This is a genomic window from Saccharopolyspora rosea (genome assembly GCF_025643595.1).
Taxonomy (GTDB): Bacteria; Actinomycetota; Actinomycetes; order Mycobacteriales; family Pseudonocardiaceae; genus Saccharopolyspora; species Saccharopolyspora rosea.
In genome coordinates this window covers 2,473,165-2,494,190 of the sequence record NZ_CP102826.1, presented here as the reverse complement: position 1 = coordinate 2,494,190, position 21,026 = coordinate 2,473,165, and the positions used below count along the sequence as shown (strand labels likewise).

At 68.7% G+C, this 21,026-nt stretch carries 18 protein-coding genes and 1 pseudogene; 12 read left to right on the top strand and 7 right to left on the bottom strand.

Features of this window, described 5'->3' with window-relative positions:
• Nucleotides 1–3 precede the first annotated feature (3 nt).
• The 5 genes from NV263_RS11535 (at nt 4) to NV263_RS11520 (ending at nt 3,427) form a co-directional block, all read left to right on the top strand.
• Nucleotides 4–759 carry an SDR family NAD(P)-dependent oxidoreductase gene (locus NV263_RS11535; protein WP_263252904.1) on the top strand — a complete coding sequence of 252 codons (756 nt, stop codon included), beginning with the start codon at nt 4–6 and terminating at the stop codon, nt 757–759.
• Nucleotides 747–1,475 carry an SDR family NAD(P)-dependent oxidoreductase gene (locus tag NV263_RS11530; RefSeq protein WP_263252903.1) on the top strand — a complete coding sequence of 243 codons (729 nt, stop codon included), beginning with the start codon at nt 747–749 and terminating at the stop codon, nt 1,473–1,475. Before NV263_RS11535 ends, NV263_RS11530 begins: the two co-directional genes overlap by 13 nt.
• Nucleotides 1,476–1,652: 177 nt before the next feature.
• Nucleotides 1,653–2,093 carry an SAM-dependent methyltransferase gene (locus tag NV263_RS30680; RefSeq protein WP_380760465.1) on the top strand — a complete coding sequence of 147 codons (441 nt, stop codon included), beginning with the start codon at nt 1,653–1,655 and terminating at the stop codon, nt 2,091–2,093.
• A complete protein-coding gene (locus NV263_RS30675) occupies nt 2,023–2,427 on the top strand; it encodes an HAD hydrolase-like protein (RefSeq protein WP_380760462.1) in 405 nt (134 codons plus the stop codon). Before NV263_RS30680 ends, NV263_RS30675 begins: the two co-directional genes overlap by 71 nt.
• 670 nt (nt 2,428–3,097) lie before the next feature.
• Entirely contained in the window at nt 3,098–3,427 is a 330-nt protein-coding gene (locus NV263_RS11520; RefSeq protein WP_263252901.1) for a hypothetical protein, read from the top strand.
• A gap of 73 nt (nt 3,428–3,500) precedes the next feature.
• Here NV263_RS11520 and efeB read toward each other — a convergent pair whose 3' ends face one another.
• The 3 genes from efeB to efeU are packed head-to-tail and all read right to left on the bottom strand — an operon-like array spanning nt 3,501 to nt 6,687.
• On the bottom strand, nt 3,501–4,742 hold the full coding sequence (gene efeB / locus NV263_RS11515) for an iron uptake transporter deferrochelatase/peroxidase subunit (RefSeq protein WP_263252899.1): 1,242 nt from the start codon (nt 4,740–4,742) through the stop codon (nt 3,501–3,503).
• Nucleotides 4,739–5,851 carry an iron uptake system protein EfeO gene (efeO, locus tag NV263_RS11510; protein WP_263252898.1) on the bottom strand — a complete coding sequence of 371 codons (1,113 nt, stop codon included), beginning with the start codon at nt 5,849–5,851 and terminating at the stop codon, nt 4,739–4,741. Before efeO ends, efeB begins: the two co-directional genes overlap by 4 nt.
• Nucleotides 5,848–6,687: an iron uptake transporter permease EfeU gene (gene efeU / locus NV263_RS11505; protein ID WP_263252895.1), complete on the bottom strand. Its 840-nt coding sequence runs from the start codon at nt 6,685–6,687 to the stop codon at nt 5,848–5,850. Before efeU ends, efeO begins: the two co-directional genes overlap by 4 nt.
• A gap of 195 nt (nt 6,688–6,882) precedes the next feature.
• Here efeU and NV263_RS11500 point away from each other — a divergent pair.
• Nucleotides 6,883–7,193, top strand: a pseudogene (locus NV263_RS11500) (integrase core domain-containing protein); the annotation flags it as partial.
• Between the two features lie 74 nt (nt 7,194–7,267).
• Here NV263_RS11500 and NV263_RS11495 read toward each other — a convergent pair.
• Nucleotides 7,268–7,912, bottom strand: a complete 645-nt coding sequence (locus tag NV263_RS11495) for a class I SAM-dependent methyltransferase (protein ID WP_263252894.1) — start codon at nt 7,910–7,912, stop codon at nt 7,268–7,270.
• Nucleotides 7,913–7,942: 30 nt separating this feature from the next.
• Between NV263_RS11495 and NV263_RS11490 the strand changes: the two genes are divergently transcribed.
• Together NV263_RS11490 and NV263_RS11485 are read left to right on the top strand one after the other, a co-directional pair.
• Entirely contained in the window at nt 7,943–8,134 is a 192-nt protein-coding gene (locus NV263_RS11490) for a DUF6545 domain-containing protein (RefSeq protein ID WP_263252892.1), read from the top strand.
• A 46-nt stretch (nt 8,135–8,180) separates the two neighbouring features.
• The gene (locus NV263_RS11485) at nt 8,181–9,206 is read left to right on the top strand and encodes an aldo/keto reductase (RefSeq protein ID WP_263252890.1); all 1,026 of its coding nucleotides are present in this window, start codon (nt 8,181–8,183) and stop codon (nt 9,204–9,206) included.
• A gap of 7 nt (nt 9,207–9,213) precedes the next feature.
• On the opposite strand, the gene NV263_RS11480 is transcribed toward NV263_RS11485, so the two are convergent.
• A complete protein-coding gene (locus tag NV263_RS11480) occupies nt 9,214–11,532 on the bottom strand; it encodes a transketolase-like TK C-terminal-containing protein (RefSeq protein ID WP_263252888.1) in 2,319 nt (772 codons plus the stop codon).
• Between NV263_RS11480 and NV263_RS11475 the strand changes: the two genes are divergently transcribed.
• Complete coding sequence (locus tag NV263_RS11475; protein ID WP_425571156.1) at nt 11,516–12,154, top strand: Lrp/AsnC family transcriptional regulator; 639 nt, start codon at nt 11,516–11,518, stop codon at nt 12,152–12,154. The two genes, NV263_RS11480 and NV263_RS11475, sit on opposite strands and share 17 nt — an antisense overlap.
• A 315-nt stretch (nt 12,155–12,469) precedes the next feature.
• Entirely contained in the window at nt 12,470–13,888 is a 1,419-nt protein-coding gene (locus NV263_RS11470) for an amidase (protein ID WP_263252885.1), read from the top strand.
• Between the two features lie 247 nt (nt 13,889–14,135).
• On the opposite strand, the gene NV263_RS11465 is transcribed toward NV263_RS11470, so the two are convergent.
• Complete coding sequence (locus tag NV263_RS11465) at nt 14,136–15,332, bottom strand: dipeptidase (protein ID WP_263252883.1); 1,197 nt, start codon at nt 15,330–15,332, stop codon at nt 14,136–14,138.
• 83 nt (nt 15,333–15,415) lie between these two features.
• Here NV263_RS11465 and NV263_RS11460 point away from each other — a divergent pair, with 83 nt between their 5' ends.
• The gene (locus NV263_RS11460; protein WP_263252881.1) at nt 15,416–17,104 is read left to right on the top strand and encodes an oxidoreductase; all 1,689 of its coding nucleotides are present in this window, start codon (nt 15,416–15,418) and stop codon (nt 17,102–17,104) included.
• A 59-nt stretch (nt 17,105–17,163) separates the two neighbouring features.
• On the opposite strand, the gene NV263_RS11455 is transcribed toward NV263_RS11460, so the two are convergent.
• A complete protein-coding gene (locus tag NV263_RS11455; RefSeq protein WP_263252879.1) occupies nt 17,164–17,934 on the bottom strand; it encodes an IclR family transcriptional regulator in 771 nt (256 codons plus the stop codon).
• A 932-nt stretch (nt 17,935–18,866) separates the two neighbouring features.
• On the opposite strand from NV263_RS11455, the gene NV263_RS11450 reads away from it, so the two are divergent.
• Nucleotides 18,867–20,930 carry a putative bifunctional diguanylate cyclase/phosphodiesterase gene (locus tag NV263_RS11450; protein WP_263252877.1) on the top strand — a complete coding sequence of 688 codons (2,064 nt, stop codon included), beginning with the start codon at nt 18,867–18,869 and terminating at the stop codon, nt 20,928–20,930.
• Nucleotides 20,931–21,026: the final 96 nt, after the last annotated feature.

Below are 21,026 nucleotides of genomic sequence, written 5' to 3'. Positions count from 1 at the left end.
GGTATGGGAAGACGAGTTTGGCTGCTCACTGGTGCGTCTGGGGGCCTGGGCTCCGCGCTGGCGCGATTGGTCTCGGCGGCCGGGGACGAAGTGGTCGCTATCGGCCGGAAATCCGTAGACATCAACGACCCTGCGCAGGTTCGGCGGGCTGTCGCCGAGGCCGTCGCCGCTCTCGGCCGGATCGACGTCGTGGTGAACAACGCCGGATATGCGGCGGCTGGTGCCTTCGAGGAGCTGTCCGACTCGGCGCTGCGCGAACAGTTCGAGGTCAACTTCTTCGCGGCCGCCGACGTCCTGCGAGCGACGCTGCCGTACCTGCGGGCCGCCCGCTCGGGTCACATTGTGCAGATCAGCTCGCTGGCCGGTCAGATCGGTGCCCCTGGCATGAGCGCGTACACGGCGAGCAAGCATGCACTTGAGGGGTTGTCGGTTTCGCTCGCCGAGGAGTTGGCTCCGTTCGGCATCCGTGTCAGCATCGTCGAACCGGGCGCCATCAACACAGGCTTCCGCCGGAGCTGGGCCGAACGTGAGCGTCCCAGGACGATCGCCGACTACGACGATCTCGCCGCCCGGCTCGACCGTATCGGACGCGACGCTCGGCGACCGACCGAGCCGGAAGAAGTCGCGTCCGCGATCATCGCGCTGGTCGACCTACCGGAACCACCATTGCGGCTCGCCGTCGGCAGCGATGCCGCTGCCGGAATCCGCGCCGCCCGTACCCGCCAGTTGGCCGAGTTGGAGACCCGATGGCTCGCCTGACCGGAAAGACCGCGTTGATCACCGGCGGCAGCGAGGGAATTGGTCTTGCCATCGCTACGGCGTTCGCGCGGGAAGGGGCAAACCTCGTGCTTCTCGCGCGCGACAGGCGGAAGCTCGACGCCTTGACATTGCCGAACACGCGCACCGTTGCCGTTGACCTCAACGACGAAGACGCACTTGTCGCCGCTGTCGGATCCCTGGACGTCGACGTGCTCGTGAACAACGTCGGTGTCTCGCACATGCCGCCGCTGGCCGAACTCACCAAACCCCAGTTCGACGCGATGGTGCACCTCAACCTGCGCGTGCCGGTGCTGCTGACCCAGTTGCTGCGCGAGCGACTGACCGCGATCGTGAACATCTCCAGCTACTGGGCGGACAAAATGGTCGCCGGGCGCCCCTCCTCGGTCTATTCGGCCACCCGCGGCGCGCTCAACTCGCTCACCAAGGCACTGGCCAACGAACTCGGTCCGGATGTCCGGGTCAACGCCATCGCACCCGGCTCGATCCGTACGCCGACGTTCGAACGCGCCTACCTCGCGCAGATGACCTCGGACCAGCGCGCGGATTACGAGCACTACGTCCACGACGCGTACCCGGCCCAGCGGATCGGCGAACCCGAGGACGTGGCCGAAGCCGCCGTTTACCTCGCCTCAGACGACGCCCGCTGGGTGACCGGCACAGTGCTGCAGGTCGATGGCGGATTGACGGTCAGATAGGAGCAGTGACACCATCCGGCGTCGGTGACCTCGCCCAGAGCGGTGATCTCGCGGCGGTGATACTTCTTGGCGAACGCGAGGACAACCGTGGTCTTGCCAGGCCGGGGAACGCGTCGGTAGCGATCGCGCCCTTGGCCTTGTCGCCGTCGTGGAGATTCGGTCCGGGGCAGGACAGTCGTGAGCGCGGCTGCCGAGGCTCCATCGACGCAGTGCGGCTTCGTCGATGAACGTGCACGAGGTCGTGGCTCGCACGCTGGGAGACGGCCAGGGCCGCGTGGTGTACGTCGACAACGAACACGTAGCCGCCGCACATGCCCAGTTGATCCTGGAAGAAGCCGACGGCCGACGGATGGGCCGGCATCGTGCACGAGGACCTGCGCCAGCGCCGACCCGGCCGGAGCAGCGCAGCTGGAAGACCTGCGCGCTCACTACTCCACCACGCCGAACCCGGCCTGGATCCGCGGTCGCGACGAAATCGCCTCCTGGTTCGCCGGGTTCAAGCCCGTCGAGCCGGGCCTGGTGCACCTCACCGACTGGAGGCCCAGCCATGACCCCCAGCAACTGGAGGTCGAAACCGACGTGCGGCGGTACTGCTGGGGAATCGTCGGCGAGGTCTGACGTGGGCAAACCCAACCCGTTCATGCTCAGATCGGCGCTGCGCACGGTAGGTGCACACGCAGCGCACACCGTCGTCCTCGGTGACCGGATGGACACCGACGTGCGCTCCGGGATCGAAGCCGGCATGCCGACCATCCTGGTGCTGGCGGGCCTGTCCGGCGCCGACACCGCGGCGCGGTATCCGTACCAGCCCACCAAGGTCATAGTCTCCGCGATGAGGCAGCCCGGCTACCGGCGGGCAGCGCGCGTCCCGGATATCGCGGTGCTCACGGCACCGCTGACCTGCGCTCATGCGCCCCACACGCGTACGCTGGTGGGAGCGGCCGACGGGTGATCGCAACGACCGGCGGGTAATGGCTCCGACCGACGCCGCCCGCGGGTGAGCGGGGCATCGGCCGACTCAAAGGCCAACCACGACTCGGACTGCCACATCCCCTGTGGCTGCGCCGGATCGGAACCCGCATCAGCGGGTTGGGAATACCGTGGCGGCGGGGAGACACCAAGCCACATGGCCGCGTTGACCGCCGTCCACGCGCATATCGACATCGAACTAGGAAAGGAGTGACATGTTTCCTGCTGGCCTGGACATCTACTCTCGCGTCCTCGTCTGGCACCTGGCAAAGCGGAACGAACGTCCCGTCCCGGAACGGCCCGCCGAAAGGGTGTGACCACCGCCCGTTGATCCGCTGGCTGGGCTCGTGCGCCCCGGGCATTACAGCCCAGTCAGCACAAGGAGCCGCCAGGCCACGACGCAACGGCGGGCAGTTGCGGTTCCACCGCGCCTCAGTGGTCGCCTTCGGCACGAGCCGATTCGGATCTGCGTCGCCGGCTTCGACCTTGAAGCCGGCGACGGTGGAACCCCGGACCGCGCAATGTCGAGTCCGAACAGTGCCGCCGAAGCGGCGCAGCAACCGGCCCGTCGCCACCCGCTACGACTGTGAGGATGAGGGTGGTGCCGCCCCGGGTTGTGGTCTGACCCGCGCTACGACTGGCCAGGGTGCCTTGTGCTTGATCTGTCGGCCGGCGATTCGAGGCGGTACTTGCTGCCGCCGGACCGGCCAGGCGTGTCCCGATGGGGGACCTTGCCGTCACAGGGCACCATCACGGTCCTGACCGCCTGTCGGCCCGGCGACGGCGATGCCGTTCCCGAGCCGATCAGGAGACGAACATCCCATGTCCAACATCTCGCCGCCCTGTATTCGTGGATCTTCCTGCTGATCGCGGTGCTGGGCGCCGGTTCCTTCGCGCTCGACGCACTGCTGCGGCAACGGCGATCCCGCGGGACACCCACCGACTCAGCGGTCCACGGCGCGCGCAACAGCCTCAAATGGTGACGGTCCCGCCAAGCAGGCACGATGCGCAGGCGGCACGGAGAGCACGGCGCGATTCGCGGCGATCGGGGACCGGTCAACCGAAAAGGTGCTGCCCCCAATAGCCTCCTGGCTGGATGCCCGGCGGACAGGCGAACAGCGCCGAGCCGTTGTGCTCCAGGTACTCCATCATCCCGTCCCCGCGCGCGAGCAGGCGTTGCATGGGCACGAACTGCCTGCGCGGGTCGCGGTTGAAGCAGACGAAGAACAACCCGGCGTCGAGCCTGCCGAGGCCGTCGGATCCGTCGGTGAAGTTGTAGCCGCGGCGCAGGATCCGCGCTCCGCCGTGGCGCTCGGCCGAGGCGAGCCGGATGTGGGCGTCGTCGGCGATGAGCGGTTCACCGTCGGCGCCGCGAGCCCGCAGGTCGACCGGGTCGAACTCGTCGGCCTTGCCGAGCGGGGCGCCGCTGCCCTTGGCGCGGCCGACGACCTTCTCCTGCTCCCGCAGCGACGTGCGGTCCCAGGTCTCGATGTGCATGCGGATCCGCCGCGCCACCAGGTACGTCCCACCGTTCATCCACTGTGGACCGTCGCCGGGTTGCACCCAGACGTGCTCGTCGAGCGCCGCGGTGTCCTCGGACTTGATGTTGTTGGTGCCGTCCTTGAACCCGAACAGGTTGCGCGGGGTGCGCTGCGTGCGCGAGGTGCTGGACGTGCGGCCGAATCCCAGCTGCGACCACCGCACCGCGACCTTGCCGAAACCGATGCGGGCGAGGTTGCGCACCGCGTGCACCGCGACCTGCGGATCGTTCGCGCACGCCTGGACGCACAGGTCTCCCCCGCACCGGCCGGGGTCGAGGTTGTCCTTGGGGAAGTGCGGCAGGTCGGCCAGCGCGGGCGGCCGTTGCGCGGCCAGCCCGAACCGGTCGTCGAACAGCGACGGGCCGAACCCGACGGTGAGCGTGAGCCCGGAAGGCGGCAGGTCCAGGGCTTCGCCGGTGTCGCCGGGCGGCGCCTCGCCGGCGCCGGCGACCGCACCGCGGTCGACGGCCTCCTGCCCCGCGGTCATCCGCTCGGCAGCCCGCGTCCACTCCCGCAGCAGCCCCACCAGCTCACCCCGGTCGCGGGTGGTCACGTCGAAAGCGACGAAGTGCATCCGGTCCTGGGCGGGCGTGGTGATGCCGGCCTGGTGCGGTCCGTGGAACGGGACGAGGTCCGCCTCCCCCGCGTGGTCGCCGGACCCGGCCACGGCCGCACCGACCACTCCCCCGGCACCGGCGAGCGCCACACCGGCACCGGCGAACCCGAACAACTTCCGGCGCGACAGCGAGTCCGTCATGCCGTCACGACCGCCGCGGTCCTGCTCAGCGGTTCGGCGAGCGCGTCCACCGCCGCCGACAGCTCCTTGACCTGCTCGGGACGCAGCTCCGGGTAGGTCCGGAAGCCGTCGCCGACCCGGTAGCGGGCGAGCAGGCCGTTGACGGTGCCGAAGTTCTGGTCGAGCGTGCCGAGCAGCTTCGGGTCCTTGGCGGCCAGCACCGGGCGCAGCACGTCGACGACCTGCTCGGCGCCCTCGACGTTGGCCTGGAAGTCCCACAGGTCGGTGTGCGAGAAGGTCTCCTCCTCGCCGGTGACCTTGCTGGTGGCGACCTCGTCGAGCAGCTCCTTGGCGCCGTTGGCGATGTCGGCGGGGGTCAGCTCGACGTTCCGGGACCGGGCGACGATCTGGTCGACGTCGGCGACCAGCTGGTCGGCCACGGCCGGGGTGTCCGGCCGCGGCCCGGTCGCCCACAGGTCTTTCTCCAGCCGGTGGTAGCCGGTGAACGGCTGGCCCGGGTCCAGGTCGGCCTCGCGGCCGTCGATCTTCGGGTCCAGGTCGCCGAAGCTCTCCGCGACCGGCTCGATGCGCTCCCAGGCGGTCCGAGCCCGCGGGTAGAGCGCCTTGGCACCCGCCACGTCGCCGGTTTTGACGGCCTGGGCGAACCGGCCGGTGTCGGCGCGCAGCTGGTCGGCCTGCTGGTCGACGTAGGTCTTGTAGGCGGCGACTGCCCGGGCGATCTCCGGGCTGCTGGCCGCCTGCGCGGATCCCGTCACGGTGAACTCGCCGCGGATGCCGTTGCCCTGCATGCCCGGCTTGCACGCGGTGGTGTACTCGCCGCCCTGCGGCACCTGGGCCACCAGCTGCCGGTTCGTGCCGGGGCCGATGTTCTCCACCTCGCTGATGATCTTGTCGCCCTGGCCGTAGAGGTAGAACTCGGTGACCTGGCTGCCGGTGTTGCGCACGTCGAAGGTGATCGTTCCGGCCGGGGCCGAGGTGCGGGACACCTTGCAGGCGTTGTCGCTGGCCTCGACGCTGATCGTGCCGGGCGCGTCCTTGACGGGCTGCTGGCCGCACGCGGCGAGCGCCAGCGCGGTGATCGGGAGGACGATGCGCAGGCTGGTTCTCACGAGCTTTCTCCTGTCGGTGCGGGAGCGGGAGCGACGCGCTTGGGGCGCAGGAACAGGGGCAGGACGACCGCGGTGTAGGCAACCCAGACGACCGCTTCGAGGACCGTGGTCTGCGGGGAGAAGTTGAAGATCCCCTTGAGCAGCGCCCCGTACCACGACGAGGTCGAGATGTAGGCGCTGACGTCGAACGCGAGGGTGTGCAGCCCCGGCAGCACCCCCGCCTCCTGCAGGTCGTGCATGCCGTAGGCGAAAACCCCGGCGGCGACGAACACGAGCAGCACGCCGGTCGCGGTGAAGAACTTCCCCAGGTCGATCTTGACCGCGCCGAAGTACAGCAACCAGCCCAGCAGCACCGAAGCGGCGATACCCACCAGGAAGCCGACCAGCGGCAGGACGGTGCCGCCCCCGGCCGACTGGACGCTGGAGAAGAAGAACACCGCGGTCTCCAGCCCTTCCCGCGCCACGGCGAGGAAGGCCACGGTGATCACCGACCAGTTGCCCAGCTGCAGCGCCTCGTCGAGCTGCCCGCGCAGCTGCGCCGCGAGACCGCGTGCGGCGCTGCGCATCCAGAAGATCATCGAGGTCACGAAGGCGACGGCGAGGATGGACATGCCACCGCCGAACATCTCCTGCTTCTCGAACGACATCGTCGCCGAGGTGTAGGTGAGCAGTGCCCCCACCCCGACCGACAGGGCCACCGCGGCGGCGACTCCCGTCCACACCAGGCGCAGCGCCCATTTCCGCCCACTGCGCACCAGGAACGCGACCAGGATGCTGACCACGAGGACTGCTTCCAGTCCCTCGCGCAACCCGATCAGCGCATTGCCGACCAGCACGGTGCCTCCTTCCGCCGTCTCCGATCGAGACGACCGCGGAGAACGTAGGTAAGCCTTGCCTACCTGTCAAAGGAGTGTGATCGCCGCCACGCCGATCAGGGCGGAACTGGGCTCAACCGCAACGGGCAGTGGTCGTCCGTGAGCGCACTGAAGCTCCGACGATCCTGGCCACCGACCAGCTTCAGTGGTCGTCGGCGTTGCGGCTACCCGACTGTGCTGCGCTGTGACAACGGTCCCGAGCTGGCCTGCGTCGCGATGGCCGACTGGGCCCACGAACAGGTCGGGCTGCACTTCATCCCGCCGGGCGAGCCGTGGCGCAACGGCTACGTCGAGTCGTTCAACTCCCGCATCCGCGACGAGTGCCTGAACATCGACATCTTCTGGTCCCTGGCCCAGGCCAGGGTCGTGATCAGCGATTGGAAGGACGACTACAGCCACCGCCGCCGACACAGCTCGCTCGGCTACCAGGTCCTGCCGCCTACGCGGCAGTATGCCCTCACCGATGAAAGACCTTCACTGACAGTGGACGGTACTCCTGCCTCGGCCGCGTGCCGAGAATGCTGCTCGCCGGACCGGGTGATCAGAATTCAGGACTCGCGGCTGGCTTCCGCCAAATCAACAAGTAACGCCAGAACAGCAGTCGCCGCACGCGCGCACCGGGAAGCAGCCCACTTGCCACCTCGGCGACCTGGCGGGTAGTCAATGGCGGGTCCATGACCACGGGCATGGACGAGAGTTCGGGATCCTTCGCGAAGCCGCGACCGCATCCCAGGGCTCGCTTGGCGATGAACGCCAAACCAAACAGACGGTGGGCAAGCGCCGCAGCGATCTCGGCGGGAAGCTCTCGGCGCGGGTCCGCGCGAGGCAGCGCAACAGCTGCGAGCACGCCACCTGGCCGCAGGGCGACCGCAAGCACCCTGAGGGCCTCTTCCAACGGCATGTGGTGCAATGCCGTGACCGAGACGATCGCGTCGTAGTCCCGGCTGGGCAACTCGTCGACCAAGATGTCAGCCGGCACGCAATTGACGTTTGCCGGCACGCGACGCCGCGCCTGATCGATCATCTCGGGAGAACGGTCGACCGCATCGACCTGCTTGCTTCGCTGGGCCAGCTCAGCCGCGAATGTTCCGGAGCCGCACCCAACGTCGAGCACACGGTCGCAATCCCGAGGCAGCCTTCGCAGCAACAGCCGCTGGTAGTAGGCATTGTGATCCCAATCGAGCACAGCCCCACCCTAGGCGCGGACGAAGCGACGGTGGAGGAGCATGCGCACCGGATCAACGCCGCGCTGCGCGCCGAACGCCAGCGGGATGCTCCGGGAGCGCCGGAGGTGGTCATGGCCGACGACACGGTCATTTCGCGCCCTTCCGGGCCTGACCTCGATCACCAGGTGCAATGGCTCGTTCAGGTAGCAAAGGCGATGCCTCGGCGCGATCGAGCGCAGTAGCCGACAAACGGTGCAGGCCACAGCGGAAGGAGTGACACGAGTGCGGATGCGCCAGCTCGGTGCCACCGGCATCAAGGTCAGCGAGGTCAGCCTCGGCGCGATGATGTTCGGCAAGATCGGCAACCTCGACCACGACGAATGCATCCGCATGATCCACCGCGCGCTGGACGCAGGCATCAACTGCGTCGACACAGCGGATGTCTTCTCCTACGGCGAGTCCGAAGAAATCGTGGGGCGAGCGCTGAAGCGTCGACGTGCGGACGTGGTGCTGTCGACCAAGGTCGGGGGCCCCATGAACCCCGAGAATCTCGACGTCATGCGCGGCGGGTCCCGGCGGTGGATCACCCGCGCCGTCGAGGACAGCCTGCGCCGGCTGGACACCGACTACGTGGACGTGTGCACGGTCAACCGCTTCGACGAGCGCACCGACGTCGACGAAACCCTGGCGGCGTTGTCGGACCTGGTGCGAGCCGGGAAGATCCGGACGATCGGCTCGTGCACGTGGCCGGTGGAGCGCATCGTGGAAGCGCAGTGGGTGTCCGATGATCGGCGGCACGTGCGGATGCGCGTGGATCAACCTCCGTATTCGATCCTGACCCGCGGCGCCGAGCAAGCCCTGTTCCCCACCTGCCTGCGGTACGGCATCGGGGTGATGACGTGGAGCCCGCTGCGCAGTGGCTGGTTGACCGGACGCTACCGCCGCGACCACGTCGACATGACCACGGTGCGGGCGAAGTTCCTGCCCCACACGTTCGACCCCGCACGACCCGAGAACCAGCGCAAGATCGACGCGGTCGAAGCCCTCGTGGCGCTCGCCGAGGAAGCGGGCCTGTCATTGACCCACCTCGCCCTGGGATTCACGCTCACCCATCCCGCGGTCGCAACAGTGTTCCTCGGGCCGCGGACCCCTGAGCAGCTTGAGGATCTGCTGGCCGGAACCGAAACCCGCCTGCCCGACGACGTTCTCGATCGAATCGACGCCATCGTGCCACCGGGCGAGAACATCCCGGCGACCTACTCGGGGCGGGCCAACCCGGCCCTGCTGGATCCGACACTACGTCGCCGGTCCTAGGTCAGACCTAGTCGGCGAGGTCGAGAGCGGCGCGGACGATGCTGTCGGTGTCGAGGCCGTGGTATCGGTAGACGTCCTCGATCGAGCCGGACTGGCCGAAGCGGGTCACGCCGAGGCTGGTGTGGCGAACCTGGTTGATGGTGGCCAGGAAGGCCAGGGTGTGCGGGTGGCCGTCGAGGACGGTGACCAGCGGGGTGGCGCGGTTGGCGGGGAAGACCTGGTCGAGGATCCAGGATTCGGCGGGTTCGTGGCCTTGCCGAGCACGCACTGCGCGGTAGAGCAGGTCGGGGCTGGTCACGCAGATCACGTCGGCGGGGATACCGGCCTGCTGGAGTCGGTCCGCGGCGCCCACGGCTTCGGGGATCACGGCGCCCATTGCGGCGATGGCGATCTTCGGGTTGTCGGTGCGGCGCAAGGAATACGCGCCGGCGACGACCTGCCGGCGGCGTCGCTGCCGGGCGGCGGTGTCCGCGGGGACAGCAGCCAATGTCTGGTCGACCGGGCGGGTGGACAGCCGGAGGTAGGTCGAGCTGCCGTCCGGTTTGCCGAGCCGCGCCAGGCTGGCCAGCAGCGTCCATTCGGTGTCGAGGGCGAAGGCGGGCTCGTAGGTGGTGCAGCCGGGCTGCTCCAGGCCGATGGACGGGGTCTTGATCGACTGGTGCGCGCCGCCCTCCGGCGCCAGGCTCACTCCGGACGGTGTGCCGACGAGGATGGACTGCCCACCCGCGTAAATGCCGTAGGACCACGGTTCCAGCGCGCGCTCGACGAACGGGTCGTAGAGCACCCCGATCGGCAGCAGCAGCTGGCCCCAGCGGCTCCAGGTCGCGCCGAGTTCGCCGAGCAGGCCCACGAGATTGACCTCGGAGATGCCCAGTTCGATGTGCTGGCCCGTCGGGTTCTCCCGCCAGTGCAGGATGGTCTCGGCGTCGTCGGCGAACCAGTCCGGGCGTTCGGTGGTCGACCACACGCCGACCTTGTTCACCCAGCCACCCAGGTTCGTCGTCGAGCTGACGTCCGGGCTGACCGTGACCACCCGGCGGGCGGCCTCGGGGGCGTCGCGGGTGAGGTCGAGCAGCGCGCGGCCGAGTGCTGCCTGTGTGGTCGTTTCGCCGGACGGTGTCCGGCCGATGTCCACCGGCAGTGCCGCAACCGGGGTGGCGGGCACGAGGTCGCGACGCAGCCGCTCGGCGGTGGCGGCGCACAGGCGCCCGGCCGGGGTGGCCGGTCCGAACCGCTGCCAGGGCGCGTCGACCGACATACCACAGCGAGCGGCGAGCTCGGCGAACTGATCCTGGCTCAGTAGTGAGGAGTGATTCTGCGGATGGCCCTCGCTCGCCAGCCCGTAACCCTTGACCGTGTAGGCGAAGATCACCGTCGGGCGAGTGTCGTCGATTCGAGCGAACGCGTCCCCGACGGCCCGCAGATCGTGCCCGCCGAGATTGCGGATCGCGGCATGCAGGGTCTCGTCATCCAAAGTGGACACCAAGGCCGCCAGCTCAGGCGAGTCCGGTAAGCGCTCGCGCAGCTGGGCGGGGTTGCACCGCAGCAGCCGCTGGTACTCCGGGTTGGTCATCTCGTCGAGTCGCCGCCGCAGCGCCTCCCCACCCGGGCGCGCGAACAGTTTGTCCAGCAGCCGCCCGTACTTCACGGTCAGCACCTGCCAGCCGGCCGCACCGAACATCCCCTGCAGTCGCGGCGTGCCGATGTTCGGCACCACCCGGTCCAGGCTCTGCCGGTTGAGGTCGACGATCCACACGACCTCGCCCAGCTCGGCGACCATAGGATCGAGAACGGCTTCCCAGACCGCACCCTCATCCAGCTCGGCGTCCCCGACCAGCGAGTACTGCCTGCCCGTGCCGGCCTGCTCGCCCAGCGTCGTGACGTATCGGCGGGCCAGCGCACCCCAGATCGGCGCGGTCGCACCGATCCCGACCGAACCCGTCGAGTAGTCGACCGGGTCCGGGTCCTTCGACCGCGACGGGTAGGACTGCAGACCGCCGAACGCGCGCAACGTGGTCAAGTACTCCTCATCCAGCTCGCCGAGCAGGTAGTTGATGGCGTGCAACACCGGCGAGGCGTGCGGCTTCACCGAGACGCGGTCCCCCGCCCGCAAGTGCTCGAACCACAACGCGGTCATCAACGTGGTCATCGACGCCGACGACGCCTGATGTCCGCCGACCTTGAGCCCTGCCGGGTTCGGGCGCACCCGGTTGGCGTGGTCGATGATCGCGGTGGCGAGCCAGCGCACACGCTGCTCGATCTCCCCGAGTACCGCGAGACGGTCCTCAGTGCCGACGGGGACGGCAGATGTGGACGGTGCGGTCATCGGCGAACTCCTCCCGTGCAGAATGCCCAACAAGGGCACCATTGACAATCTCGCTGCACAAGCGGTCAGCTTGAATGTGTGCAATCTGCACGCGGGAACAATCTCGAAGCTCGGGAAGGTGGGCAAGATGCACGGCAACAAGCGGAGGCCGGCGCCGATCGACGCCATGGACGCGCGCCTGCTGCGCGCCCTCGCCGAGAACCCGCGTGGCACCGCGCTGGCGCTGGCCCAGCGCGCCGGACTTTCCCGCAACACCGTGCAGGCCCGGCTGGCCCGGCTCGAAGAAAGCGGTGTTCTGGGCAGCGTCGAGCGCCGGATCGACCCCGCGGCACTCGGGTACCCGCTCACGGCGTATCTGGCCGTCACCGTGGCGCAGCGCTTGCTCGATCCCGTCGCCGACGGGCTCGCCCAAGTGGCGGAGGTCGTCGAAGTCCTCGGCATGACGGGCGAAGGAGACTTGCTGGTCCACGTCGTCGCGCAGGATGCGGACGATCTCTACCGCATCGCCGGTCTGATCCTCGCGATCGACGGCGTGGAACGCACCACCACCTCGCTCGTCATGCGACGGCTCGTCGACTACCGGGTCACCGCGCTGGTCGAGCGCCTCGCCCGCGAACGTTGATGCAACCCCACTCCGTGCCGCTATGATGCACGCCGTGCCGCATCACGAAATGGCTCGGCTGCCGTCGCCTCGCGGGGCCCTGCTTTTGCCGCAGGTGCCGCCGTTGCACGTCGTGCAGGACTGCCGAGCGCGGGCGCACCCACGGCGACCTGGCGGTGGCGCCGGCATCGATTCCGACCCGGTCGACGGCCGCACCTCGATTCGACTTCCGTTCCTCGGCGCGACCGAAGAGGTCCGAGAAGCCCTCGATCGCCTCGGGCGCTGGATCGGCGATCGCAGGTCGAGAGAACAGCACGCTACGCAAGGAGAGCACTTGTGACTTCCGCGAGCACCGACGACGTCGTCGAATACGATCCGGCCACCTTCGAGGGTCTGCGCTTCCACACCGCGGTCAGGGCTTTCCGCGACGGCACCGACTCGCCACGCGAGTACCTGGAAAGGTGCCTCGCGACGATCGCCGAGCGCGAGCCCGTCGTGCGGGCTTGGGTCGTGCTCAACGAGTCGCAGGCACGCAAGCAGGCCGATGCCAGCACCGGGCGCTGGCGGCGGGGTGAACCGCTATCGCCCATTGACGGCATGCCGATCGGCATCAAGGACCTGCTCGAAACCCGGGACATGCCCACCCAGATGGGGTGCGCCGCGTTCACCGGCAATTTCCCGAAGAGGGACAACGCGGCGGTGTGGGCACTCCGTCAGGCGGGCGCGGTCGTGCTCGGGAAGACGGTGACCACGGAGCTGGGCGGCCCGGAACCCAGCCAGACGACGAACCCGTTCAACCCGAAGCACACACCCGGCGGTTCCTCCTCCGGCTCGGGAGCCGCCGTCGGGGCGCGGATGGTTCCCGCCACCATCGCGACGCAGACCGGCGGCTCGCTCATGCGGCCGGCCAGCTACAACGGGAACTGGGGTCTGAAACCCTCCCAGGGCGGTATCAACCGTGGTGAGCGGCAGACCGCGAGCATGACCTCGCACGGCGTTCTCGCCGCGTGTCCCGAGGACATGTGGCTGGTCGCGATCGCGATCGCCTCGCGCGCGGGAGGCGACCCGGGCTGGCCCGCGCTGTCCGGGCCGACCGAGCCGCCTCCGGCACGGCAACCAGGCGCGCTGGCAGTGATGGAAACCGACGGCTGGGAGCGCCTGGACGACGTCAGCCGCGGAGCGTTCGAACAGGTCCTCGCGCAGATCGAATCGAGCGGCGTGAACGTTCAGCGCCGAGGCGAAGACGCGGTTGTGGAACGGTTCGAGCGGTCTTTGACGGGCGTGACCGAGCTCGGCAGCGCGATCCTGGCGTGGGAGCACTATTGGGCGTTCCGGGACGTCGTGGCGAACAACCCAGACGGCGTCAGTGCGCGTGGCAAGCGGTTTTTCATCGACGCCGCGGAGGCGCTGGGAGCGGCGGGTTATGAGGAGGCGCTGCGCGACCGTGCCGCCGTGAAGTCCGCCTATGCGCTCCTCGGCCCGCGGGTGGACGCGGTCATCGCACCCACGTCGAGTGGGCCCGCGCCAGAATGGCTCGGGGACGTACCCGGCCGCCAGCCCGCGAGATGGCCGACCGGGGACCCGGCATTCAACTTCCCGAGTTCGCTGCTGGGCGCACCGGCCGTGAACATCCCGCTGATGTCGGTCGGCGGTCTTCCTTTCGGTCTCCAGGTGATGGGGCAGCCGGGTACCGAGAGCAAGACGACCGCCATCGCGCGCTGGATCGGCGAGACGTTGACCCCGGTCCGCGTCTGACGCGCCCGGTCTCGTAGCGGATCCTCACGCCCACCAGTGCTCCCGTGGTCACTGGTGGGCGGCGTGCGAATCAGGGGATCCAGGTGCAGCCGCGGCGACTCCCCGTCGCGCTCGTGGTCCCAGGGCGCGGCCACAGCGCGGTTGCGCGAAGTCGTAGGACTCCACAGCGTGCCCGAACATCGCGGCGCCGAGGATTTTCTTCTGCAGCACAGCTCCGCGCGCGAGAAGGGAAGCGCCACCGGCGGCGTCACCAGATCTTTTCGAGCACCCGCAGGACGTTCCCGCCGGTGACCGCGGCGATCTCGTCGTCCGGGTAACCGTGCTTGACCAGCCAGCGGGTGATGTTGCGGAAGCATTCGCCAGGGTTCTCCAGTCCGGCGACGGCTTCGATGCTCTCGAACTCCGGGCCGTTGCGGATGGTGTCGGCGACTCCCCATTTCCGGCTCATCACGTGGTGCAGGTCAAGGTGGTCGCCGAAGAAGGTGTCCGGGCCGAAACCGACGTGGTCGATCCCGACGAGGTCGACGCAGTAGCGGAAGTGGTCCATCACGGATTCGATGGTGTGGCGGCGGTGCTGGGGGCTGACGGTGGTGTACGGGGCAGACTCGATCCCGATCATCCCGCCGCTGTCGGCGCAGGCCCGGATGACCTCGTCGGGTTTCATCCGCGGGGTGTCCCAGAGCCCCCGCGCCCCGGCGTGCGTGATCAACACCGGCTTGTCGCTGGCTTCGATCACGTCGAGCGCGGTCCGGTCCCCGGCGTGTGACACGTCGATGGCGATACCGAGCTGGTTCATCCGGCGGACCGCGCGCCGCCCGAGCGAGGTCAGACCTCCGTCTCTCGTTTCGCCCAGACCGCTGCCGAGGGCGTTCGCGTTGCTGTAGGCGATGCCGATCTGCCGGACACCCAGCCCGTAGAGCACGTCGAGCCGGTCGATCTCGTTCTCGATCAGAGCCGCCCCTTCGAGTCCTGCGACCACGGCCAGCCGGCCCTCGGTGTGCGCGCGCCGGATGTCGGCGACCGATTCCGCGCGGATGACGTAGTCCTGGTGCGCGAAGTCGCAGAAGCGCATCCCGAGATCGGTGATGATGTCGTCCCACTTCCACCCGTTCCGGGACTCGCAGGCTCCCCAGCCGAGGTTGTCGAACAAGGCGTCCAGCCCGGACCGGCTCAGCCCTTCGTAGCCGTAGGCGAGGCGCGCCTCGCGATTCCACTTGAGCAGCTCCGCCCTCGCGTTCCGCGGGAGACGCACCGGGTGGTCGTGCAGCGACACCACGATGTTGTCGGCTAGAAGCCGCTCGGCGCGCGCCAGCTGGTCAGCGGTCAGCCCGAGATCGTGCTCGGGTAGCCGGTCGACGTCGGCCGAGAGTGTGAACTCGGGGTAGTCCACTCCTGCTTCCAGGTACGAGAACGACTGGTACCCGGTGTAGCGCTTGGTTGCCATGGCGACTTCCTCTCCCTGACCACGGAGCGCCGTGCTGCATTACGGCATGGCGTGCTGTAGAACAGTACGCCTGCTACACTTCGGTGTCGACGGTTGGCGAACCGGCAACCGTGACCAACGTCCCGAATAACGAGACGCCGTTTTTCATTACGGAACGATCCATGTCCCTACCGCCCGATGCCGGCACCGTCCGCACGGTGCAGCGCACTGGGGAAACGTCCATCTGCTACCCGGTGGCAGGTCCGCCGACGGGACTGGCCCGGGTCTTCATCGCGACACGCGACCTCTGGACGATGCAGGAGCCCACCCGTGGTACCGGAAGCCGAAGCGGCCCGTCGCTGCACGGTGGTCGGACACTCCCTCGGCGGCGCCGCCGTCGAATTCGCCCGGTCGAAGCCCGACATCGTCACGCGAGTGATCGGCTCGACGCCCACCGCTGCCCGTCCCTCCACCCGGCGATCGACGAGCCCCCGGCCCGTCGGCTGCTCGATGGGTTCCAGGACGACTTCCCAGCACCGTACGGGTTTGGTCACCATGGGCTGGCGTTCCGGAAACGGATCCCCGGCTTCGGCGAAAGGATTTTCCGGAAGATGTCGAGCAATCCCCAGTCCGCAGGCGGCGGCGCTGCCCTCGGCGGGCAGCCACCGCTGCCTGATCGAGCAGCCAGCAGCGACCGCCGAGATCCTCGGGGTGACGATCCGGTGGCGACGGCATCCACGGCCTGGACCGCGATCCAACTCAGGGAGTTGTCGATACCGAACCGGGTGTGGCTCTCCCCGATGTGCCAGTACTCCGCGGACGAGTTCGGTGCACCGACCGACTGGCACATCGCCCACTACGGAGCCCGGGCGGCAGGGGGTGTGGGCATGGTCGTGGTCGAATGCACCGGTGTCGCCCCCGATATGCGCACCACGGCACGGGATCTCGGGCTGTACACCGAGAAGCAGGTGACCGGCCACCAGCGGCTCGCGGCGGCCATCCGGTCCATCGGCTCGATTCCAGCGGTTCAGCTGGGGGTCGCGGGGCGCAAGAGCTCGCACGGCGTTCCGTGGGACAACGCCGGAACCCGGAATCCGGTGCCGCCGGACGAGGGTGGGTGGCAGCCGCTCGCACCCTCCCCGATCGCCTTCGCCGGCCTGGCCGTCCCGACCGAAATGTCCACAAAGGACGCAACGCGGGTGCTGGAGGACATCGAACGAGCCGCCCGAAACGCCCACCGCGCAGGGTACGAGGCCATCGAACTGCACGGCGCGAACGGATACCTGCTCCACGAGTTCCTCTCGCCGCTGGCCAACCACCGCACCGACGAGTGGGGAGGCACCCTGGAGCGGCGCATGCGGTTCCCGCTGCAGATGATCGAGGCCCTTCGCGCGAGCTGGCCGGAGGACAAGCCGGTCCTGGTCCGCCTGCCCGCCGAGGACCTGATCGAGGACGGTCTCACGACCGACGACATGGTTGCGGTCGCCACCCGGATGGCCGCGGCGGGCGTCGACATGATCGACCTCGTGTCCGGAGCGCTGACCCCTGCCGCCCGCCGGTTGACCGAGCCCTTGCACAACGCCCGGTACGGTCCGCGCTTTCGTGCGGCGGGGGTTCCCGTGGCGGCGTCCGGCCTCGTTTCCGAGGCGCACCACCTCGATGAGGCGGTCCCGGAACTGGTGGACGCGGTACTGGTCGGACGAGCGATGCTGCGCGACCCCTACTGGGCGCTGCGCGCCCTCGACGCGGAGCCGCGCCAGACGTGGCCGAAGCAGTACCACCGCGCGTTCTGACGCGATACCTGCCAGCCCCGGCTGCACGCGGCAGGCACCGCGCGCGGCCGGGGCGGCGGTCAGACGGCGGCGATCAGCCGACCGATCTCGTCGGCGGCATCCACCACCAGTTGCGCCAAGGTCTTCTCCTGCGAGGGGTCGAAGCGCATCTCCGGAATGGACAGCGTGATCGCGGCGATGGGGAGTCCCGCCGAGTTGGTGACAGCGGCGCCGATGGAAGCGACGTGCGGGCGGAACCAGCCGGACATGTTGAGCGCGTAACCCCGCTCGGCGGTCCGGGCGATCTCCTCCCGGAGTTCCCGGGGACTCGGCAGGTTCTCTTCGAAGTCCTTGACGTCGCGCTTGAGTACTTCACCGGCCTCGTCCGGATCAAGGCGCGCGAGGATCGCCACTCCCGCCGAGGTGGCTTGCAGGGGCAACCGCGTGCCGAGCTCGACGAACACGCGGACGGCATGCGTGCTGTCTTCCCGCAGGACGATGATGATGTCGTCCCCGTCGCGGAGTGCGAAGTGGATCGTCTCGTCGGTGTCGGCCGCGAGGCGCTTGATCACCGGCCGTACGAGATCCCGGAGGTCTTCCTCGCCGGCTCCGCGCAGCCCGATGGCCAGCGCCTTCAACGTCACACCCCACCGGGAGCGCTCGGCGTCCACGATCCTCAGCCAGCCGGCCTGCTGGAGCGTGACCAAGCACCGCTGGACCGAGCTCTTCGGAATCCCCATCACACGCGAGAGCTCCGACACGCCAATCGGTTGTCGTGCGGCGACCTCTTCGAGGACGCGAAGCGTGCTCAACACGCTGTTCATCGCACTTCTGGTCGTCTTGTTCGTCACGGTCACCTTGGCGCCTTCGCTTCCCGATCGGGCCTCGATCCTACAACCATCGCGGCAAGCCGTCCCGCATGCCGGCACACGATAGCGCCCTCGGGGCCGATGAGGTGATCAGCCACCTGTCCAGCCGGACTTCCACGAGCCGGTGCGCGAGCTGACCGGCGGGATCGGGGTCAAAAGAGCGCGGGAACCGGCCCGACAGCGACCGGAGCCCCAACCGACCATGGGCATGCTGGTAGGGCTGAACGTCGAAAACGGTGCGTAAGCGGCGTGCACTGATTCGGGGTGCTGGGCGATGAGGGGAACGCGGCGGAGAAGGAAACGCGTTCTGTTGGCGTCGGCCATGGGATGCCGTAGCTTCGATGCTATTCGGCTGATTTCCTCTGCGGTTGTCGTTGCTCGGTTCGGCGCGACCCTGCTTTGCTGTCGGTCGTCTACGAGTTCCTGTGGGATACCGAGTCTGGGCATGGTTCGGTAGGGCCAACCGAGATCATCGCTCAGCCTGCGGAGAACCTCGTAGCCGAGGATCAGCGAATGCGACGCGACGACACCGGGCGACGACGAAACGCAAGGGCCACGCAGCCGGATCCGTCATCGGAACACGCTCAGTGGATTCTGATTTCCGTGCTCGTGACGCGATTCCGCAAGAGCCGGCTTCCCATGGCGATTCGTGCACCGAAAGCGCACCCGGCCGCTCCGGCCAGCCCCAGGTCGGGGTCGGGCAGATCGTTGGCGACGCGCCCTGCGCCGATCCGGATAGTATCGGGGTGTCGGCTGCTGCTCTCTGCTCGTCGTTGACTTCCGTGCACCGAGGCACTGGTCGGTATCCGGACGGTGTTGGCCACCCGGCGTAGGCTGGTCAACTCAGGGCGGTCCATGTTTCGGAAGGGGCAGGTGTGGGTGGGGAAGAACCGCGGCTTGCCGATGATCGTGCGGTGCGGGCCACTGCGGACAAGGTGCTCGCCGCGGAGGACATGCGCGAGTACGCGATTTTCTCACTGGACGCCCAGGGCTTCGTCGCCAGTTGGAACGCGGGGGCGCAGCGCATCGAGGGCTACGCGAGCGGCGAGATCATCGGTCGGCACTTCTCGATCTTCTACCCGCCCGAATTGGCCGCCTCGGGCTATCCAGACTGGGAGCTGCGGCAGGCCGCCCGGGACGGCTTCTTCATCGACCGCGGTTGGCGGGTGCGCAAGGACGGAAGCCGGTTTTGGGCGCACGTGGTGATCACCGTCCAGCGCACCCCGGAGGGCACCCCGCAGGGATTCATCAAAGTGGTGCGGGACGAAAGCGAGGCGCAGGCGCGCCAGCAGCGCTCCCGTCGACAGCTCAGCGACCTGTTCGACCTCGCTTCGTCCGGGATCGCCCTGTTCGACAACTCGGGGCGGCTCCTCGACGCCAACGGGGCACTGTCGGACCTGCTCGGCTACCGCCTCTCCGAGCTGCGCGAGAAAACCGATCTGGACCTCGTGCACCCCGCTGATCACGGCACGGGCGGTCTGCTGCCCAGCACCTCGTCCCTGCCCTCACCCGGTGGCGTCGGCGGCCCGATCGCGCATCGGGTGGTGGCCCGATCCGACGGCGAGCCCGTGCTGTGCCAGGTGCACAGCAAGCCGTCGGTAAGCGAGGCGGGAGGCCCGGTGTGGCTGGCGATCTTCCACGACGTCACCGAGCAGGCCCGGCACGCCGAGGAGCTGCGGTACCAGGCCACCCACGACGAGGTCACCGGGCTGCTCAACCGCCGGGGCTTCGAAGATCTCCTGGACTCGCTGAAGGGGGCGCACGAGCGGGTGGCCGTGTTCTTCTGCGATCTGGACAACTTCAAGCGCGTCAACGACGCGCTGGGGCATGAAGCCGGGGACGAGCTGCTCCGGGCGGTCGCGGAACGTCTTGCCGCCGCGTCGGTCCCCGGGTGCACTGCGGCCCGCTTCTACGCCGACCAGTTCGTCATCGCCTGTGCCGACGTGGACGCAGGTGGCGGTCTGGAAGCGCTGACCGGGCAGGTCACCGACCTGTTCCGGATGGTGGTGCCGCTGCACGAGTGGCGGGTGCACGTGTCCGCCACGGTGGGCGCGACGGTGATCGAGGACGCGGCGACGCCGGTGACCGAGGTCCTGCGCGTGGCCGAGGCGGCGATGCTTGAGGACCGCGTGCACGGCCAACGACGCCCGGCAAGTGCCCGCGGCATGTTGCTGCCCGCCGACACCGACACCGAACAGCTCAAACTTGAGCAGCACCTGCGCGAGGCCATCGGCCACGACAGCCTGGAACTGCACTACCAGCCCATCGTGGACAACAACGGCCAGGTGGTCATGGCCGAAGCCCTGCTGCGCTGGTACCACGCCGATCTCGGACGCATCACACCCGACGTCGTGCTGCGCGTCGCCGAGCGCGGCGGACTGCTGGCCGAGCTGGACCGGTGCCTGCTGCACAAGGCCCTGCGCGAGTCGGTGCACTGGCGGCGGCCCGACGGTCACCGGATCGGCGTGACGGTCAACCTGACCGGGCTGCACCCCGACCAGCCGTCCTTCACCGACGAAGTGACCTCGGCGCTGCGCGCTGCCGATGCCGATCCCGCTCATCTCGTCATCGAAATGGTCGAAACCGTCATCGCCGAACTCGGCCCGCACGCCCGCCGGGCCATGACCGAGTTGGTCGACAGCGGTGTCCGCTTCGCCATCGACGACTTCGGCACCGGCTACTCCTCACTGGCCCGGCTCCGCGAACTTCCCGCGCAGATCATCAAGCTGGACCGCAAGTTCGTCAGCAGCGTCTGCGTGGACCCCACTGACCTGGGCATCACCCGCGCCGTGGCCGAGCTGGCCAACACCATGAGCCGGATCTGCGTCGCTGAAGGCGTCGAGACCCCCAGCCAGCACCGCCTGCTGCGGGCGGTCGGCCTCGACGCCTACCAGGGCTTCCTGTTCTCGGCCCCGCTGCCCCCGGCGGACTTCGACACCTTCCTCACCACCACGCCTGTGCGCTGGACCCAGCGCTAGTTGTTGCTGGCCATGACGTTGGTGACGCTCCCGTGGAGGCGTGAGGCTGGAGGACAGTTTCCGGCGGCGGTGTGAGGCCGGTGATCGGAGCCGCGT

Excerpts from the sequence above, each read along its gene's own strand:
- NV263_RS11465 (WP_263252883.1), bottom strand. The coding sequence starts at position 15,332 with ATGGCAACCAAGCGCTACACCGGGTACCAGTCGTTCTCGTACCTGGAA.
- NV263_RS11535 (WP_263252904.1), top strand. The coding sequence starts at position 4 with ATGGGAAGACGAGTTTGGCTGCTCACTGGTGCGTCTGGGGGCCTGGGC.
- NV263_RS11485 (WP_263252890.1), top strand. The coding sequence starts at position 8,181 with ATGCGCCAGCTCGGTGCCACCGGCATCAAGGTCAGCGAGGTCAGCCTC.
- efeB (WP_263252899.1), bottom strand. The coding sequence starts at position 4,742 with ATGACGGACTCGCTGTCGCGCCGGAAGTTGTTCGGGTTCGCCGGTGCC.
- NV263_RS11480 (WP_263252888.1), bottom strand. The coding sequence starts at position 11,532 with ATGACCGCACCGTCCACATCTGCCGTCCCCGTCGGCACTGAGGACCGT.
- NV263_RS30675 (WP_380760462.1), top strand. The coding sequence starts at position 2,023 with ATGACCCCCAGCAACTGGAGGTCGAAACCGACGTGCGGCGGTACTGCT.
- NV263_RS11530 (WP_263252903.1), top strand. The coding sequence starts at position 747 with ATGGCTCGCCTGACCGGAAAGACCGCGTTGATCACCGGCGGCAGCGAG.